At 32.5% G+C, this 18,611-nt stretch carries 14 protein-coding genes; 7 read left to right on the forward strand and 7 right to left on the reverse strand.

From position 1 onward, the window contains the following. Window positions 1-2: 2 nt before the first annotated feature. A complete protein-coding gene (locus OD803_RS01940) occupies window positions 3-1,097 on the reverse strand; it encodes an ABC transporter permease (RefSeq protein ID WP_262732161.1) in 1,095 nt (364 codons plus the stop codon). Window positions 1,098-1,102: 5 nt separating this feature from the next. Further along, a complete protein-coding gene (locus OD803_RS01945; protein WP_134198594.1) occupies window positions 1,103-3,268 on the reverse strand; it encodes a carboxy terminal-processing peptidase in 2,166 nt (721 codons plus the stop codon). 184 nt (window positions 3,269-3,452) lie between these two features. Here OD803_RS01945 and surE point away from each other — a divergent pair, with 184 nt between their 5' ends. From surE to OD803_RS01970, 5 genes are all read left to right on the forward strand, one after another. Further along, complete coding sequence (gene surE, locus OD803_RS01950) at window positions 3,453-4,229, forward strand: 5'/3'-nucleotidase SurE (RefSeq protein ID WP_129759336.1); 777 nt, start codon at window positions 3,453-3,455, stop codon at window positions 4,227-4,229. Continuing rightward, window positions 4,222-4,506 carry a hypothetical protein gene (locus OD803_RS01955; protein ID WP_262732162.1) on the forward strand — a complete coding sequence of 95 codons (285 nt, stop codon included), beginning with the start codon at window positions 4,222-4,224 and terminating at the stop codon, window positions 4,504-4,506. The genes surE and OD803_RS01955 overlap by 8 nt, the downstream gene beginning before the upstream one ends. Beyond that, window positions 4,507-5,622 (forward strand): lipid-A-disaccharide synthase, encoded by a 1,116-nt coding sequence (lpxB, locus tag OD803_RS01960; protein WP_262732163.1) that lies wholly within the window; start codon window positions 4,507-4,509, stop codon window positions 5,620-5,622. It abuts the gene before it with no gap. 109 nt (window positions 5,623-5,731) lie between these two features. Then, complete coding sequence (locus OD803_RS01965; RefSeq protein ID WP_262732164.1) at window positions 5,732-6,244, forward strand: C40 family peptidase; 513 nt, start codon at window positions 5,732-5,734, stop codon at window positions 6,242-6,244. 26 nt (window positions 6,245-6,270) lie between these two features. Beyond that, on the forward strand, window positions 6,271-8,307 hold the full coding sequence (locus OD803_RS01970; RefSeq protein ID WP_262732165.1) for a ComEC/Rec2 family competence protein: 2,037 nt from the start codon (window positions 6,271-6,273) through the stop codon (window positions 8,305-8,307). A 5-nt stretch (window positions 8,308-8,312) separates the two neighbouring features. On the opposite strand, the gene OD803_RS01975 is transcribed toward OD803_RS01970, so the two are convergent. The 3 genes from OD803_RS01975 to OD803_RS01985 form a co-directional block, all read right to left on the reverse strand. Further along, window positions 8,313-8,861 (reverse strand): thioredoxin family protein, encoded by a 549-nt coding sequence (locus OD803_RS01975; RefSeq protein ID WP_187347835.1) that lies wholly within the window; start codon window positions 8,859-8,861, stop codon window positions 8,313-8,315. An 87-nt stretch (window positions 8,862-8,948) separates the two neighbouring features. After that, on the reverse strand, window positions 8,949-11,066 hold the full coding sequence (locus OD803_RS01980) for a peptide MFS transporter (RefSeq protein WP_262732166.1): 2,118 nt from the start codon (window positions 11,064-11,066) through the stop codon (window positions 8,949-8,951). Between the two features lie 74 nt (window positions 11,067-11,140). Continuing rightward, on the reverse strand, window positions 11,141-12,580 hold the full coding sequence (locus tag OD803_RS01985) for a peptide MFS transporter (protein ID WP_262732167.1): 1,440 nt from the start codon (window positions 12,578-12,580) through the stop codon (window positions 11,141-11,143). A gap of 218 nt (window positions 12,581-12,798) precedes the next feature. Between OD803_RS01985 and OD803_RS01990 the strand changes: the two genes are divergently transcribed. Continuing rightward, window positions 12,799-14,100 carry a hydroxymethylglutaryl-CoA reductase, degradative gene (locus OD803_RS01990; RefSeq protein WP_262732168.1) on the forward strand — a complete coding sequence of 434 codons (1,302 nt, stop codon included), beginning with the start codon at window positions 12,799-12,801 and terminating at the stop codon, window positions 14,098-14,100. Next, complete coding sequence (locus tag OD803_RS01995) at window positions 14,100-15,005, forward strand: GYDIA family GHMP kinase (protein ID WP_262732169.1); 906 nt, start codon at window positions 14,100-14,102, stop codon at window positions 15,003-15,005. The genes OD803_RS01990 and OD803_RS01995 overlap by 1 nt, the downstream gene beginning before the upstream one ends. Before the next feature lie 58 nt (window positions 15,006-15,063). Here OD803_RS01995 and OD803_RS02000 read toward each other — a convergent pair whose 3' ends face one another. Together OD803_RS02000 and OD803_RS02005 are read right to left on the reverse strand one after the other, a co-directional pair. Beyond that, window positions 15,064-17,220 carry a SurA N-terminal domain-containing protein gene (locus OD803_RS02000; protein ID WP_262732170.1) on the reverse strand — a complete coding sequence of 719 codons (2,157 nt, stop codon included), beginning with the start codon at window positions 17,218-17,220 and terminating at the stop codon, window positions 15,064-15,066. A gap of 96 nt (window positions 17,221-17,316) precedes the next feature. Continuing rightward, a complete protein-coding gene (locus OD803_RS02005; protein ID WP_262732171.1) occupies window positions 17,317-18,609 on the reverse strand; it encodes a hemolysin family protein in 1,293 nt (430 codons plus the stop codon). Window positions 18,610-18,611: the final 2 nt, after the last annotated feature.

The raw sequence follows: 18,611 nt of genomic DNA on the forward strand, positions 1-18,611 counted from the left end.
GTTTAATTTTTTACATCCAATGCATCTCTAAGTGCATTACCTATAAGCATAAAAGCCATTACCAAAATCATAATGCACAACCCAGGGATTATTGCCAAATAAGGTTTTCCTAGTATAATATAATTATAATGATCTTTTATCATAGCTCCCCAACTTGCCATTGGTGGTTGCGCTCCAATACCTAAAAAGCTCAATCCACTTTCAATTAAAATTGCAGCTGCAAAATTTGCTGCTGATATAACAATAATTGGAGCCATAATATTGGGTAATATGTGTCTGGTAACAATTCTAAAATCGTTATAACCTAAAGCTTTAGCAGCAGTAACATACTGCATTTCCTTTACACTTATAACTTGTCCTCTCACTACTCTAGCAACTTCAACCCACATAGTAAGTCCTACTGCTATAAACACTTGCCAAAATCCTTTATCTAAAGCCAATATAATAGCAATAACCAAAAGCAATGTTGGAATAGACCAAGTTACATTGATAATAAACATAACTATTGTATCAACTACTCCACCAAAGTATCCAGCTAAACTTCCCATAAAGATTCCAACTACTAAAGAAATAAATACAGCTATAAAACCGATAAAAAACGAAATTCGAGAACCTATCAATACTCTACTTAATAAATCCCTTCCGTATTTATCAGTACCAAACAAAAATGTACGTTCTTTTATAAAAGGCTTAAAATCTTGATTTGGAAAAGCACTTAGGGCAATTTCTTTTTCCACACCTATTAATCCATCAGAGGCATATTCGGTATATACTAATTTATCATTATCAGCTTTAAATTCTGAAATAGGGATTTCGGTATCTGTATTTTTTTCACCATAAAATATTTTTGACAGGAAAGATTGATCATTATTAATTTCTGACGGAATGGTGAGAATATTCACTTTAAAACCAGGTTTTTTAGAGTGAATTGTCAAATGCATTTGATTTGCATTTTGAGAATTATCTGGTGCTAAAACATAGGCAAAAACAGACACTAACCCAATGGCAACAATGAGCCAAAAACTTAAAACGCCCCAAAAGTTCTTTTTAAACTTTTGGAGCGCTAATTGTGTTAATGAGTTACTGTTTTTACTCATTTATTTTAATCTTTTACTGCAGCTACTTTTGTTTTAACACCATAGGTCATTTTAAGATCGTTTAAAACATTTAAAGCCTCTTCAATATACACATCCTTACTTAAATTTTGATGCCAACGCTCACGCTTTTGTTTTAAAACAGAGTCTTGCTCCATTAATTTAATTTCATAAGGCAATGAATTAAATGTAAGATTAGTTTTGTAATCTGCTATTTTTTCAAAACGTTTCGCCTCTTCTTCATTAGTATTTAAACGCTCTTTGTATTTTTTATAGTTAAGAGAAAAGTTTTCTGTTTCTCTTATAGTATTAATCCATTTAGCATTTTCATCAATTAACTTTAACTGATCGCTATTAGCCATACGCTCTCTACTTTTTGAAATTGTAGTTTCATAATCGTAATAGTTTTCCCAAAGGTCATAATCTGCAGCATCAATTTTATCCCATTCTAAAGGACTGTCATACGTTCTTTCTCCAATACCAATATATTTATAACGGTCTGGAACTACAATATCACTCTTTACTCCTTCTAACTGCGTTGAACCACCATTAATTCTGTAGAATTTTTGAGTCGTGAACTTTAACGCTCCCATATCTCCATTGGAATTATTTCTAACCATTCTATTAAGGTCTAGTACATTTTGCACTGTTCCTTTACCATAGGTTTGTTTACTCCCAATAACGATTGCTCTTTTATAATCTTGCATTGCAGCAGCTAAAATTTCAGATGCTGAAGCAGAAAGTTCGTTAACCAATATTACTAACGGTCCATCCCAAACAATAGACATATCTCTATCCTTTAAAACTTCTTTTGGCTCACCTGTAGTTTTAACTTGAACTATTGGACCATCTTTAATAAACAATCCTGCCATATCTACAACCGTTTGAAGCGATCCTCCTCCATTATCTCTAAGATCTAACACAAGACCTTCCATACCTTGTTGCTTTAATCTTATGATTTCTTGTTTTACATCTGAAGCCGCATTTCTTTTATTGTAATCGTCAAAATCAACGTAAAACTTAGGTAAATTGATAACTCCAAATGTTTTGTTGTCTTTAATTACTGTTGAAGATTTTGCATAAGTTTCTTCCAGTTCAACAATATCTCTAGTAATTGTAATGTCTTCTATTGTACCATCAACTTTTTTCAAAGTTAAGGTTACATCAGTACCTTTTGGTCCTTTTATGAATTTGATAGCATCGTCTAAACGCATACCAACAACACTTACAGCCTCTTCTTCATCTTCTTGCTTTACTTTCATTATTTGGTCTCCTACCTGAAGTTCGTTTTGTCTCCAAGCTGGACCACCACTGATAATTTCGTTAACCAAAATAGCATCCATTTTCTTTTGAAGTCTTGCTCCAATACCTTCAAAATTACCAGACATATCTACATCAAAACGATCTTTATCTTCTGGTGCAAAATAAAACGTATGTGGATCATACTCCTCCACAATTGCATTGATATACACTGAAAACCAATCTTTACGTTGTCTTTCACCAATAAAGGCGTACAGTTCATTTAAAGAGTTTAACGTTGCTTCTCTAGCTTCTTCTTCTAGTTGTTTTTCAGTTTTTACTGTATTTGCAGCATCACTATTTTCATCAAATGCCATTTCTGGATCTTTATTTTTAGACCCACGTTCTTGCTGCACTAATAAATCATCATAATTAGCAATAGTTGAAAACTTAAGCTGTTGTCTCCAACGCTCTTTCATTTCTTTTTTAGATGTCACATAAGGCATTGAATCATAATCGGTAGAAAAATCTTCGTCCACATTGAAGTCAAAAGGTTTTGACAGCACTTCTTTGTAGATTTCTTTAGACTCTTCCATACGCTTTAATAGTCTTTCATGAGTTAAATTAAAGAACGTTAAATCGTATTCTTTAATCTGGTCATCAATACTATTTCTATAAGCACTGAATTCCTCAATATCAGACTCATAAAAATAACGCTTTAGTGGATCTAATTGCTTTATATAATCATCAAACACTAATCCTGAAAAATCATCATCTACATCAACTGGACTGAAATGACCTTCATTTAAAACATAACTAATAAGCTGAATGAGTAATTTATCTTTGTTAGGGTCTTCAAAGGTTTTTGAGGTAAAACTACAAGAAGCAAATGCAAGTAGTAAAACCAAAAGCAAAATTTTATAGTTCCTTTTCATAATATCTTTCATATTTATACTTTAACTGTATATAACTACAAAAATTAAGTTATATTTTTCACTAAAGTAAAAGAAAAAACCGTGCCAATAAAATATAGCCCTACTAATTTTTTGTTAAACCTAACATAACAGGTAATTGAAGGGTTTTATTTATTTTAGCAACTCACAAACAACAATATATTTTATGGCAAAAAGACCTCTTATTTTAGTTACAAACGACGATGGTATAACCGCTCCAGGAATTAGAACTTTAATTGAAGTTATGAATAGCATTGGAGACGTTATTGTTGTAGCTCCTGATAGCCCTCAAAGCGGAATGGGACACGCAATCACCATTAATTCAACACTGTTTGTAGAAGAGATAAAAATTGACGAAGGTAAACAAAGAGAATACAGTTGTTCTGGTACACCTGCCGACTGTGTAAAACTTGCTATAAATGAAATTTTTGACCGCAAACCAGACCTTTGTGTTTCAGGTATAAATCACGGTTCAAACTCATCTATAAATGTTATCTATTCAGGAACAATGAGTGCAGCTATTGAAGCTGGTATTGAAGGCATTCCTGCTATAGGGTTTTCACTTTTAGATTACAATTGGAACGCTAATTTTAAAGCCACAAAATCCTTTGTAAAAACTATTGCTGAAAATGTTTTAAAAGAAGGTTTACCAAAAGGAGTGGTTTTAAATGTAAATCTTCCTAATCTTCCCAAAAAAGATATAAAAGGCATAAAAGTATGCCGACAAGCTAAAGCGAATTGGGAAGAAGAATTTGACAAACGTAAAAACCCTCAAGGTCGAGAATATTACTGGTTAACAGGTAAATTTGTTAACTTAGACAAAGGAGAAGACACTGATGAATGGGCTTTAAAAAACGGTTATGTTTCAGTAGTACCAATACAATTTGATTTGACAGCTCATCATTGCATACAAAACTTAAACACTTGGAAATTGAATGGTTAAAAAGGAAGTTTTTATTGGATTTATTGTTGGATTAATTGCTAATTTTATAGGTTTAATATTGGCAGTTTATCTTTTTGGAAATGGCGATGATATTGAAACCACTATTAGGCAATCCTTAGCGGAAGGTTTTTTTAGTAAATTAGTAAGTATAGGAGCTATTTTAAATTTAGGTGCGTTTTTTATTTTCATAAAAAAGAAACAAGATTATAGAGCTAGAGGCGTGCTTTTAGCTACGGTTTTAATAGCTGTATTTACATTTTTGGTAAAGTATTTATAGATGAAGTATTACATAATTGCAGGAGAAGCGTCAGGTGATTTACATGGCTCAAACCTAATGAAAGCATTACAAAAAATTGATGTAAATGCTGAATTTAGGTTTTGGGGAGGCGACCTCATGCAAGCTGTAAACAACTCTCTGGTAAAACACTACAAGGATTTAGCCTTTATGGGTTTTATTGAAGTGGTTATGAATTTAAGAACCATAACCAAAAACTTAGCATTTTGCAAAAAGGATATTGAACAATACAATCCTGATACTATCATTTTTATTGATTATCCTGGTTTTAATTTACGCATTGCTAAATGGGCAAAACAAAAAGGCTACAAAACACATTACTATATTTCCCCACAAATTTGGGCTTGGAAAGAAAATCGTATTAAGGATATAAAACGAGATGTCGACCACATGCATGTTATTCTTCCTTTTGAAAAAGAATTTTATGAAGACAAGCATAATTATCCTGTAAACTTTGTTGGTCATCCATTAATTGACGCTATTGGAGCACGACAACAAGTTGATGAATATAGTTTTAGAGCAGAACATGAGCTCAACAAAAAACCTATTATTGCTTTACTACCAGGAAGCCGAAAACAAGAAATTAAAAAAATGTTATCGGTTATGCTTAGTGTTGTTGACGATTTTCCTGGTTATCAGTTTGTAATTGCTGGAGCGCCAAGTCAAGATTATAGTTTTTATGAGCCTTTTATCACAAATAACAACGTAAGTTTTATTAGCAACCGAACTTATGATTTACTCAGTGTATCCTACGCTGCATTAGTAACTTCTGGCACTGCAACTTTAGAAACTGCATTGTTTAAAGTTCCTGAAGTAGTATGCTACAAAGGAAGTTGGTTATCTTACCAAATAGGAAAACGATTGGTAAAACATATTAAATACATCTCATTGGTAAATCTTATTATGGATAAAGAAGTGGTTACCGAATTGATTCAGGATGATTTTAACACCAAACGTTTAAAGCAAGAATTAAAAATTATTCTAGACGATTATCAACGTGTGAAATTTTTCTTGAACTACTATGATTTAGAGAAAAAATTAGGAGGTAAAGGCGCAAGTAATAAAACTGCTGAATTGATTTTTAAAAGCTTAAATTAAAACAGGTTTGTTGATAAGAGTTTTCATAACTATTCAAAAGCCTTCCCAAACTAATAATTTATTGTTTTTATTTTGTTTCAATTCTTAATTTTAGTCACAAATTCAATACATGAGAAACTTTACTATACTACTACTAGCGCTTATCTGTTTGAATAGTTGTAAATCCTCAAAAAAAGCCAAAAGCTCACATAAAAACACTACCAAAACCGAAAAAAGGGCAACTAACACAACATCAAATGCACTTGCTGAAAGTATCGTAGACTATGCTAAACAATTTGATGGTGTTCGCTACAAATACGGTGGGACTACCAAAAAGGGAATGGATTGCTCTGGACTGGTAATGACAGCTTTTAAGAGTGAAAATATTATGCTACCTAGGACAACCTCAGACCTTTCGGTTACAGGAGATTGGATAGACCTTAAAGAAGTTCAAAAAGGAGATTTAATGTTTTTCGCAACAAGAAAAAATAGCCGAAAAGTTAATCATGTTGGCATAGTTACTTTTGCTAGCGAAGGCAATGTAGAGTTTATTCATGCTTCAACAAGTGCAGGAGTGATTATATCGTCGTTAGCTGAACGGTATTGGTATTTTGCATTCGTACAAGCTCGAAGAGTGTTGTAAACCATTATTTTTTAGTAACTTAGATTATGAAGTTACTAAATTTTACTCTTATAAAATTAACGCTTTGTTTAGTTATCGGGATTTATATAGGTTATTATATTACAATTCCGTTACAACTATCATTATATACTAGTCTTAGTTTAATCTGTCTTTTATTTTTATGCTTTCTCTATCTTAAAAACAAGTTTAAAAACTCCATTTGGTTTGGACTAATTACTTTTATTACTACGATAAGTATAGGTGTGTTAACTCATAACCTTCATGATGAAAAACAATTTTTTAATCACTACACCAAAGTAGTGGATATAGATGAATCGGCTTCAAAAGAAATTACATTTAGAATACGAAAACAACTAAAACCAGGGAACTACTACAATAAATACATCATTGACATTTTAAAGATTGACTCAACTGTTGTTAATGGAAAATCTTTATTAAACATTGAAAAAGATTCTACTCTAAGACGTTTAAAAACCGATGATATTTATATCACATACTCTCCCATAAAAGATTTGATTAACCCTCTAAATCCAAATCAATTCAATTATAAAAACTATTTAGAGAAGCAATATATCTATCATCAAATTTTCACGAATCAACAGTCTATTTACAAAACAAAGTCCAAGAGCAATACTATTTTTGGTTATGCAGCAGCACTTAGAAATACCATAAATGCTAAATTAAAAACATACAACTTCGCTCCAGATGAACTCGCAATTATAAATGCTTTACTTTTAGGGCAACGACAAGACATAAGCGAAGACGTTTACAACAATTACACCAATGCTGGAGCAATACACATTCTTGCAGTTTCAGGGCTTCATGTTGGCATTATATTACTCTTACTAAATGTTTTATTAAAACCTTTAGAACGTCTTAAACACGGTAAACCCATTAAAATACTGTGCATACTCCTACTGCTTTGGAGCTTTGCCATTATAGCAGGATTATCAGCATCAGTTACTAGAGCTGTAACCATGTTTAGCATTGTTGCCATTGCTATAAATTGGAAACGACCAACAAACATTTACAACACACTAGCCATATCTATTTTTATATTGCTGCTCATCAAACCTATGTTTTTATTTGATGTTGGGTTTCAACTTAGTTATCTAGCAGTTATTGCTATTGTTACGTTTCAGCCTATACTTTACAAACTATGGTCAACCAAAATAAAACCACTAGACTATTTTTGGCAAATCTTCACAGTTACAGTAAGTGCTCAATTTGGAATCATTCCTGTGAGTCTTTATTACTTTCATCAGTTTCCTAGTTTATTTTTTATTTCAAACCTTGCTATAATTCCGTTTTTAGGATTGATTTTAGGTCTAGGTATTTTGGTTATTGTATTAGCTCTTTTAAATTGCTTACCAGAGTTTCTTGCTAATTTTTTTGGAAGTACAATTAACGCAATGAATCTAATTGTTGCTTGGGTATCCAAACAAGAAACATTTTTATTTAGAGATATCCCTTTTAGTTTAGCTCATGTTTTAAGTAGCTACTTAATTGTTGCTTCACTTTTTGTGCTGAATAAGAAAAGGAACTTTAAGAGTTTAACTTTCATGCTTATCGCTATTATGGTATTTCAAGGTGTTTTGATTTATACAAAATATGAGACCTCTAATAAACAATTTATCGTATTTCATAAAAGCAGATACAGTTTGATTACTGAAAAATCTAATAGAAATATGATAGTTTATCATAACCTAGACAGTACAAGTTTTAAAAATGATAAAGTCATTAAAAACTACAGAGTTGGTAATTTTATTGAAAGTTTTAAAACAGACTCACTGAAATCTATCTATCAAGTTCAAAACAAAATGGTATTAGTAGTAGATAGTTTGGGTGTTTACAATGTTACAGCGTTTAAGCCTAATTATGTATTACTTCGTAACTCTCCTAAGATTAATTTGCAACGTTTGATAGACTCTATTCAACCAGAGGTCATTATTGCTGATGGTAGCAATTACAAATCTTACATTAAAAGATGGAAAGCAACGTGCTTAAAACAAAAACTCCCTTTCCATCAAACTAGTGAAAAGGGAGCGTTTATTATTGAATAGTATTTTTAACCTTGAAACTTTGGTTCAAATGCAGTGTAATACGCATTGAAATCCTCTTGAGAGGTCATGTTCTTGTGTTCATCGTTTTTGAAGAGTTTTAAGTACAACTCTATTTGTTGAGGCTTTTGATAACCTCTTAAAGGCGTAAGCACTTTTCCTTCTTCATCAAAAAACACGATAGTAGGATATGCACTTACTTTTAAATGCCTTGTTAACTCATGAACTCCATTTCTACGATTTGCCAATTCTGGCTTGTAGCTTTTATTAGTAAATGTTTTGCCTTCATAAGTAACCTTATCATTTCCTTCGGCATTAAACTTAACAGCATAGTAATGCTCGTTTACATAATCTGCCACATCTTTATTTTGAAATGTGTTTCGGTCTAACATTTTACATGGACCACACCAATTTGTATACACGTCCATCATAATTTTTTTAGGTTTTTCTTTTTGAAGTTTTAGAGCTTCTTCAAAAGTTACCCAATTAATCTCCTGAGCTACACTACTAACTGTAGTTAATAATGCAAATACTAATAAATATCTAAGTTTTTTCATAATATCATTTGTTGCAAAAGTTATTCCGAACTTACAAAAAATGCTCCAAAGGAGGAGCATTTTACGTTTATTTTAACGAATTACTCGTTATTTAACACCATGCATTAATTTTTTCAATACAGGGTTTAGTGCAAAAACAAGTAATCCTGCAACAGTAGGTACTATTGTAAAAATTACAAAAAACGTAGATAAACTATATTCTTCTGTTATATTTTCAATTTGACCTCCAAGCACAGCAGCAAGTTTATTACCAATGGCAATTGCTAAATACCACATTCCAAACATCAAGGCAATCATTCGTGCAGGAACAAGCTTACTAACATAAGACAACCCAACGGGAGAAAGACATAACTCTCCCAAAGTATGAAACAAATATGCTAATATTAACCAAACCATACTCACTTTAACTCCTTCTACCAGTCCATAAGATCCAAAAGCAAGTAAACCAAAGCCAACTCCCATTATAATTAATCCTAATGCATATTTAGTAGCTGCACTTGGATTATATTTACTTTCCCACCATCTTGAGAAAAATGAAGCAAATACAATTATAAAAAAGGAATTTAGAATACTAAACCAGGATACGGTTATTTCTACCTCATTATCTCTTACTTGAGTAACTTGAGCCTCAACCACACCATTATCTCTATTTAATTGTATTCCTTGATTAACAGCAAAATCTAGTCGTTCAGAATTTAAATACCCGAATTCTGTACCTTCATTATTTTTTGTAATAATGTTAAGTTTATCCCCAACTTTAAAGTCTAATGGCTCAGCAATTGATGTAGTTCTCGTTACAATTTTATCTGAAGGACTTATGGAATAACCTTGTGTAATTGGAAGATAAACAAACTTTAATTCACCTGTTTCAGTCTTTTTTTGGGCTCCGTTTTCATCTAAATCTGCTTTTTCAATTGCGTTGTAAGAAACATCATAAGCAATAGTTTTAAAATCTCTATTTAGCATCCAACCAACAATTCCCCACATTAATAAGAAACAAATTACTAGAACAATATTAGATCCTGGAATCTTTTTAAATGTTTTCTTCCAAAGCAGATACAATACCCAAGAAATGATTACTAGTGGAATAACTGTTAATAATGTATTTATAATATTAAAAGCAATTGCAGAATTACCACTTAACATTCTGTCCACACTATCTCTAGCAAAAATAACTAATGACGATGCACCTTGCTCAAACGACAACCAAAAGAACACTGTAAAAAAGGCAAATATGATAAATGCAATCATCCTATCTCTAACAACTGCTGTATATCTTAGAATTCTTCCTATAACTAGTATTAAGAACAGAACTAAACCAAATAAAACTGCTATATATTGCCCTTCAATATCTCCAATTTGAAACGCGGAAAACATATCTATATTAGCAATCTTAGACATTGGGTCATTTATAGCATAACCAAGACCAATTATTGATGAAATAACTATTAAAACTTTATCTAAAGTGGTAAACGGATTAGGTTTTTCATCATCTTGCTGTTTATTTTCTGTTTTGGCACTTTTATCGTTTACATTTTGAGGCAATTCTACCTCATGAACTTTAGTAGGTTTGGCTCCAATTTTTCCAAATAAGGGTCCTGCTAACCAAAATTGAAGGGTACCTAAAAGCATAAACACACCTGCTAATCCAAATCCATAAGCCCAACCTATTTTTTCAGCTAAATAGCCACATAACATCATCCCAAAGAAAGCTCCTGCATTTACTCCCATGTAATAAATTGTATAAGCTCCATCCTTCTTTTCTGGGTTTTTCTTATACATCTCAGAAATAATGGATGTCATTGTTGGTTTAAAAAAACCTGTACCTACAACTAAAAGCACTAATCCGAGATATAATGAAAACTCTGTTTCTAAAGCCATAGACGCATGTCCTAAAGTCATAATTAATGACCCAATAATAACAGCCCAACGATATCCAGTATATTTATCAGCAATATAACCTCCAATAATTGGTGTTACATATAACAACATAGCATAGGTTCCAAATAAGGCTCCAGCATTTTCAACAGACCATTCCCAACCAGGATTGTAACCTATTGCAGCCATGGTTAGAAAATTTACTAGTAGAACTCGCATGCCATAAAAAGAAAATCGCTCCCACATTTCAGTGAAAAATAGCACAAAAAGACCTGCAGGATGACTTAAAACCTTGTCTTTAAACAGATTTTCAATATCAGTATTCATAGTGTTAGTTTTAGTTAAGAAAAGAGAAACCCTTGCCTGTATAAATTAGCAAGGGCTGTATATTTAATATTAAGTTAGTTTGCTTCAGAATCAGCTAATTCAAAACCTTCTGCTTCTTCATGCTTAGTACCTTCAAGATCCTCTGCACCATGAGTAAGTCGCTTTAAAGGTTTAAGAATTGCTATAATTAACAATCCAAATAAAGTACAGAAAATTGCAATTCCAGTAAACACTTGAAATTCACCTGCACCTTCTGACAATCCTCCAACAAGTCCTGCAAGTTTATTTCCTAATCCTGTTGCAGCAAAATAAGCTCCCATCATAAAAGAAGCATATTTTAATGGCGCCAATTTTGTAATAAAAGATAAAGCTACTGGAGATGCACATAGCTCTCCAAGTGTATGAAACAGATAAGCTAAAACTAACCAAATCATAGCAGACTTCTCAACTATATTTTCTCCGTCCATAACAACTTCTGTAGAAGCTTTTGTCATAAAAAAGAAACCAAATCCCATAACTATTACTCCTATAGCCATCTTAAACAAAGATGATGATTCCTTCCCTTTTTTACCCCATTTATACCAAAATGAACCAACAAGCGTTCCTAATGTAATAATAAAAAATGCATTAATCGATTGAAAAACAGCAGCTGGCACTTCACTTCCTATAAATGGTAAAGAGAAAGATAAAACCCTATCCGTTTTCTGCTCTGTGTAAATACTCATCAATCCTCCAGCCTGCTCAAATGCACCCCAAAACACTATAATAATTAAGAATGAAAGAAACATTACTAACATTCTATCTTTTTCAACTTTAGTAAGAGGTCTTTTTCTAGCTGCTTGTTCTTCAGCAGATGCTTTTGATCCTCCAGAAAATTCTCCTACTCCTTTCAAAAACTTTTGACCATATAAATAAACGATTTGACCAAGAGCCATTCCTATTCCTGCAAGACCAAATCCATAATGCCAACCCCATTTAGCAGCAACGGCACCTACAATTAACGCTCCTAAAAAAGCACCAAGATTTATTCCTATGTAAAAAATATAAAAACCTCTATCTCTCCTATCGTCACCTTTCTTATACAATCCTCCTACCATTGAAGAAATATTCGGCTTAAGAAAACCAACACCAATTACAATTAATATTAGACCTGTAAAAAATGCCCATTGAGCATCTATTGCTAGTATCCCATGTCCTAAACATAGAAGAAGTCCTCCCAACATAACCGCTTTCTTTTGACCAATAAATCGATCAGCAACCCAACCTCCTGGTATTGAAGTTAAGTATACAAACATTGTATAAGTTCCATAAAAAGATATTGTTTCAGCATTAGTCCAGCCATATCCTGATTGCGGGTCACCTGCTATTATTGGAGCAACCAAAAATAACGTAAGCAATGCTCTCATTCCATAATAAGAGAATCGTTCCCACATTTCAACAAAAAATAAAACATAAAGACCTGCTGGATGACCAAAAATTTGTTTTTGATTATCCAATTGTGTTGTAGCTGACATAAAATTTATTATTAGTTAGTAATCTATTGATTTTTAAAAGGTAACACACCTTTATTTTTGCTTTTAAGAAACCGCCTTAAATTTTTAGCAAAATGATGTCAAGTTTACTAAAAATTATGCAAAAAACCGTAACTATTAACAGTTAAATGTGCAATATTACGCTTGGCAAAGTATTTTAAACACAAGAATAGTATCTTTGTAGATATAAATAAAAATTAATGAGCAAAACTATTTCTGGGTTTTCAAAACTATCCAAATCCAAAAAAATCGACTGGATTGTAGACACTTATTTTTCTAATAAAGAAGCTGCTAAAACTGTATTAAAACAATATTGGAATTCTAACGAGAAGCTACAACAGCTTCATGATGAATTCATTGAAAACACAATCACCAACTACTATTTGCCTTTAGGAGTTGCTCCCAATTTTTTAATTAACGACAAAACTTACACTATTCCAATGGCTATTGAAGAGAGTTCAGTAGTTGCAGCTGCTAGTAAAGCTGCTAAGTTTTGGTCAGATCGTGGTGGTTTTAAAGCTGAAGTTATTTCAACCACTAAAATTGGACAAGTTCATTTTATTTTTAATGGTGAAACCGAAAAACTCAAGTCTTTTTTCAATTCTACAAAGTCAAAACTTATTGAAGACACTCATGCAATTACCAAAAACATGCAAGCGCGTGGTGGAGGTATTCTAGATATTGAATTACGTGACAAAACCAATGCTATTGAAGGCTACTATCAACTGCATGCAACCTTTGAAACGCTTGATGCTATGGGAGCAAACTTTATTAACTCTTGTTTAGAGCAGTTTGCTAAAACTTTAAAAACTGAAGCTGAAAGTAAGCTTAACAATTCCATAGAAATTGTAATGAGCATTTTATCTAATTATGTTCCAGATTGCTTGGTAAAAGCCGAAGTAAGTTGTCCTGTTAATGCCTTAAGTGATGACAACTCTATTACAGGCGAGGACTTTGCTAATAAGTTTTTACAAGCTGTAAATATAGCTGAAGTTGAACCTTACAGAGCTGTAACTCACAACAAAGGCATTATGAATGGTATTGATGCTGTTGTTTTGGCTACTGGTAATGATTTTAGAGCTGTTGAAGCGGGAGTTCATGCGTATGCCTCTAGAAACGGAGTATATAGTAGTCTTACACATGCTGAAGTAAAAGATGGCATCTTTAAGTTTTGGATTGAAATTCCTCTAGCGCTTGGAACTGTTGGAGGACTTACAAGTTTACATCCATTAGTAAAACTTTCTTTAGAAATGCTAAACAAACCATCAGCTAAAGAGCTAATGCAAATAGTTGCTGTTACTGGATTAGCGCAAAACTTTGCCGCAATACGCTCACTGGTAACTACAGGAATTCAACAAGGTCATATGAAAATGCACTTGATGAATATTTTAAATCAGTTTGAAGCTACTTTAGAAGAAAAAGAACAACTTGTTGAGCATTTTAAGTCCAATACCATAACACATAGTGCAGTAATTGAAGCTATTGAAAACTTAAGACGTTAATGCAAACTTTTTTTAGTAACGGAAAATTATTATTAACTGCAGAATATGTAGTATTAGATGGAGCTTTATCATTAGCTATTCCAACCGAATTTGGGCAGTCAATGGTTGTTGAACCTATTAATGAGCCTAAAATTATTTGGAAAAGTTTTGATGAAACTGGAGCTATTTGGTTTGAAGAGGTGGTTCTTTTAAATCACCTTTCTAGTAGCGATTACTACAACCCATTTTCAAAGCGACTAATTGAAATATTTAATGCTGTAAAACAACTTAACCCTAACTTTTTTGAAAATTCTAACGGCTTTGAAATTGCAACGCTATTGGATTTCCCAAGATATTGGGGGCTTGGAACCTCTTCAACTTTAATTAACAATATTGCTAATTGGGTAAATGTAGATGCTTACAAACTATTAGAGCTTACTTTTGGCGGAAGTGGTTATGATATTGCTTGTGCGCAACATAGTTCTCCATTAACCTATCAACTTCAACCTAACAAGAGCAAAACAATTAACACAGTTGAATTTAACCCTAGTTTTAAAGAGCAACTCTATTTCGTTTACCTTAACAAAAAACAAAACAGTAGAGATGGTATTGCGCAATACAAGTCTAACTCAACAGATATTAGTGCTTCTATTTCTGAAATAAATGCTATTACTTTAGCTTGCATTTCTTGCGAAACGTTAACAGAATTCAACAAACTCATTACAACTCACGAAAGTATTATAAGCAAACTCATAAAACAAGAACCTGTAAAACACACTCTTTTTAGCGACTTTAACGGAAGCGTAAAAAGTCTTGGTGCTTGGGGAGGTGATTTTGTTTTAGCAACATCAGAGACTAACCCAAGCTCTTATTTTAAAAACAAAGGTTTTGATGTAATACTTCCTTATTCTGAAATGGTTATTTAAACACATAAAAAAACTCCACTTTTCAGTGGAGTTTTTATTTTATTATGTGACTTTCTTATTAGTAGAAATTCGCTCTATTATCTTCGATATCACTAGCTTCTTTAAGTGCATTGTATGCTTTTGTTAACACACTGCTTCCTCTTGTAGCACTTAATCTATTAGCGATTGGTTGGTAATTATCTAGTTTAGATGCAGGAGTTGCTTTAGTAACTTCAACTACATATACACCTTTAACACCATCAATTGGCTTTGAAATTTCGCCTTCTTTCATTCCGAAAGCTACACCTACTACTTTAGGCTCACGTCCAGCACCTGAAATTGTTGGGCTTTTCATTGTTACAGCAGTAGCAGTTAAAGTTGCTACTTTATGAGCTTTTGCGATTTCATCTATAGTAGAACCTGAAATTTTATCTTTAATCATTTTAGCTTTCTTCTCATTTCTGATTTTGCTAATTGCCGTAGCAGAAGCGTTTTCAGGAGACATTAATCCTGCTTCGTTTTTCTTAACCACTTGCACAACTGCATAACCTCCTCCAGGAACTGTAAATCTTTTATAGTCACCTACTTTAGTTTCTCCTTCAAAAGCCCAACGAACAATAGCTCTTTGACTTCCTAATCCTGGTATGTTTTCATCTAAAACTTTAAAACTTACAGGTTTTACTTGGTAGTTGTTTTCTTTAGCTACTTCTTGGAAATCTCCATCTTGAAGTGCTATTTCAAATTTAGATGCTGTGTTAAATACTTCGTCAATTGTTTTTTCAGAAGGCTCTATAGCTCTTGAAACTGTAGCTACTTTAACAGCTTTACTTTTGTTCTTTTGGTCTAAAATTTCAATAACGTGGTATCCAAAAGATGTTTTAACTACGTCGATATCTCCTACTTTATTATCAAAAGAGAATGCTTTAAACTCAGGAGCAAAAGAATCGTTGTATCCAAACTCTATTTCTCCTTGTTTTTCATTACTAACTGTATCAGAAGATAAATCTAACAGGTCAACAAACTTACTTTGCTTAGACTTGATAACAGATAAAATACTATCCGCTTTTGCTTTTGCTTGAGCATCAGTAGTCGTGATTGTAGGATCAACTCTTGTTGCTCCCATGTGAGGAATTAAGATATGACGTACTTTAACTGAGTCTGCCATTTGAGTTTCAGCTACCAACTTGCTTAAGCTGTAGTATCCATTTTCTTTATAAGGACCATAAAACTCTCCTACTTCTAATTTAAAGATACTATCAGCAATTGATGCAGGTAACGCAGACTTGAATAAAAACTTATCGTTGTATTTTATATCCGAATTTGAGTTTACAAACTCTGCTACATCTTTAGTGTTTTTAAACCCTAAAATAGTTTCGTTTAGCTTACTTACTTTATTAAACTCTACTCTATCTTCTAATAGATTAGTTAAACTGTTTTTGATTTCATTTTCATCTTCAACAGTAGCAACTTCATCAAATTGAACATAAACAATATCTCTACTTGCTTCTACTTCATACTCACTTTTATGCTCGTTGATGTATTTTGAAATGTCAGATTTTGTTACTTCTACTAAAGAATCGGCAATTGAAGTGTAAGGAATATTTACAAACTTTAAATCTACTGTTTCATTCTCCATTAAGTATTCAGTCTCAGCTTCAGCTAAAGTAGTTACAACTCCAGCTCTAATCATATTGAAGTATGTTTGCTCTTTAGCTCTATTAGCTATAGAAGCTTCGTTAGTTACCCACTCGTTATAATTAAGTTGGAAGTTTCCTAATGGAGCTCTGTTTTGCTCATTATTTTGAATTGCTTTTAAGTTTGCTATAAACTCGTTAAGCTTATTTTCGTCAAAAATACCAGCTTCGTTGTTAAACTCAGGATAGCTAGAAAAACTAGTTTTTAACAACTCTCTCATTTGGTCTTTCTCAACAGATAAACCTAATTCTTCAAACTGTGAACTTAAAACTGCTTTTCTTACTTCTTGCTCATAAATTCTGTTCATTGTTTGTGTAGAAGATGCACCAGGTCCTTGAGCTCTTTGGGCGTTCTCTACTTGGTTCATAAAATCTTCTCTAAAAATATCAGTACCGTTTACAGTAGCCACAACATCTTGTGAAGCTCCTGAAAGCGCGCTGCTATTTCGGAATAAATCTGAAAGTACAAATGAAAATAATGCTAATGCAATTATTAGTATTAAAAACAGTGAACGTTGTCTAATTTTATTTAAAACTGCCATTTTGTTGTATTCTTTTATAAAATATAAGTCCGCGAAAATACCATTTTATATCAAATAATAAAAGTAGTAGAACAGATTTTTATGGTAATATAACGTTTATTCTTCTTCGAGGATTTTAAGAGAAACCACATCAATTTTTGTAGAAGACACTTCTAAGATTGTAAACAGGAAATTTTCTATAACAACTTGGGTATCAACCTGAGGTATTTCTTCGGTTTCATCCACTATTAAGCCTCCTAAAGTTTCGTAGTTTTCGCCTTCTGGCAGATTAAGTTTATAGGCTTCGTTGAGATAATCCACTTCTAAACGCGCCGAAAATTTATAGTTTTTATCGTCAATTTTTTCTTCGATTAAAGCCACTGTATCGTGCTCGTCTTCAATTTCACCAAATAATTCTTCTATAATATCTTCAACCGTCATTATACCAGATGTCCCACCATACTCATCTATAACAACTGCAATACTTTTTCGCTTTTTAGTAAGAATATTAAGCACATCTTTAGCAAGCATAGTTTCTGGAACAAACTCTACAGGAAGTGTGATGGATTTAATAGACTTTGGTTTTTTAAACAACTCAAAAGAATGCACATAGCCCAAAACATCATCAATAGTGTCTTTGTATACCAAGATTTTTGACAAACCAGAAGTAGTAAATAAGTTATTGATGTTTTTGATAGAATCGTTAACCTCAACAGCAACTATTTCGGTTCTTGGTATCATAACCTCTCTAGTTTTTACTTCAGAAAACTCTAAGGCGTTTTGAAAAATCTGAATCTCACTATCCACTTCTTCATGCTCCTCAACAGCCTCCATTTGCTCACTTATGTAATTACCCAGTTCAACTTTGGTCATTGCCAACTGTACATCGTCTCCATCGGTTTTAAAAAAGTATTTCAAAATAAGGTCAGAAATCCAAATCACAAAAGAGGAAATAAACCAAAACAATAGGTAAAAAATATACGCTGGTAATGCAAAAATCTTAAGAAAAGAATTAGCATAAATTTGAAAAAATACCTTTGGTAAAAATTCGGCAGTTATTAAAATGATTATTGTTGAAATAATCGTTTGGGAAAGTAAGCTTAAGTCATATAATAAATAACGAACAAACCCAGACCCTGAATCGGCCAAAATAGATTGAAACCAATTAACAAGAACATCTCCCATTACAAAACCGTAAATTACCAATGCTATATTATTACCAATAAGCATTGTGGCAATATATTTAGAAGGTCTTTCGGTAAGTCGTCTTAATATTTTTGCAAGAAAATCGTCCTGCTTTTTTTCAATTTCAATGTGTATCTTGTTTGAAGACACATAAGCGATTTCCATACCAGAAAAAAAGGCAGATAAAAGCAGTGATAAAACAATAATCAAGATACTGAAATCCATAT

The sequence above is a fragment of the Gaetbulibacter sp. NE genome, assembly GCF_025548475.1.
In the GTDB taxonomy this organism is placed as follows: domain Bacteria; phylum Bacteroidota; class Bacteroidia; order Flavobacteriales; family Flavobacteriaceae; genus Gaetbulibacter_B; species Gaetbulibacter_B jejuensis.

What these genes read in the sequence shown, in the direction of transcription:
- OD803_RS01940 (WP_262732161.1), bottom strand. Translation starts at nt 1,097, where the DNA reads ATGAGTAAAAACAGTAACTCATTAACACAATTAGCGCTCCAAAAGTTT.
- OD803_RS01945 (WP_134198594.1), bottom strand. Translation starts at nt 3,268, where the DNA reads ATGAAAAGGAACTATAAAATTTTGCTTTTGGTTTTACTACTTGCATTT.
- surE (WP_129759336.1), top strand. Translation starts at nt 3,453, where the DNA reads ATGGCAAAAAGACCTCTTATTTTAGTTACAAACGACGATGGTATAACC.
- OD803_RS01955 (WP_262732162.1), top strand. Translation starts at nt 4,222, where the DNA reads ATGGTTAAAAAGGAAGTTTTTATTGGATTTATTGTTGGATTAATTGCT.
- lpxB (WP_262732163.1), top strand. Translation starts at nt 4,507, where the DNA reads ATGAAGTATTACATAATTGCAGGAGAAGCGTCAGGTGATTTACATGGC.
- OD803_RS01965 (WP_262732164.1), top strand. Translation starts at nt 5,732, where the DNA reads ATGAGAAACTTTACTATACTACTACTAGCGCTTATCTGTTTGAATAGT.
- OD803_RS01970 (WP_262732165.1), top strand. Translation starts at nt 6,271, where the DNA reads ATGAAGTTACTAAATTTTACTCTTATAAAATTAACGCTTTGTTTAGTT.
- OD803_RS01975 (WP_187347835.1), bottom strand. Translation starts at nt 8,861, where the DNA reads ATGAAAAAACTTAGATATTTATTAGTATTTGCATTATTAACTACAGTT.
- OD803_RS01980 (WP_262732166.1), bottom strand. Translation starts at nt 11,066, where the DNA reads ATGAATACTGATATTGAAAATCTGTTTAAAGACAAGGTTTTAAGTCAT.
- OD803_RS01985 (WP_262732167.1), bottom strand. Translation starts at nt 12,580, where the DNA reads ATGTCAGCTACAACACAATTGGATAATCAAAAACAAATTTTTGGTCAT.
- OD803_RS01990 (WP_262732168.1), top strand. Translation starts at nt 12,799, where the DNA reads ATGAGCAAAACTATTTCTGGGTTTTCAAAACTATCCAAATCCAAAAAA.
- OD803_RS01995 (WP_262732169.1), top strand. Translation starts at nt 14,100, where the DNA reads ATGCAAACTTTTTTTAGTAACGGAAAATTATTATTAACTGCAGAATAT.
- OD803_RS02000 (WP_262732170.1), bottom strand. Translation starts at nt 17,220, where the DNA reads ATGGCAGTTTTAAATAAAATTAGACAACGTTCACTGTTTTTAATACTA.
- OD803_RS02005 (WP_262732171.1), bottom strand. Translation starts at nt 18,609, where the DNA reads ATGGATTTCAGTATCTTGATTATTGTTTTATCACTGCTTTTATCTGCC.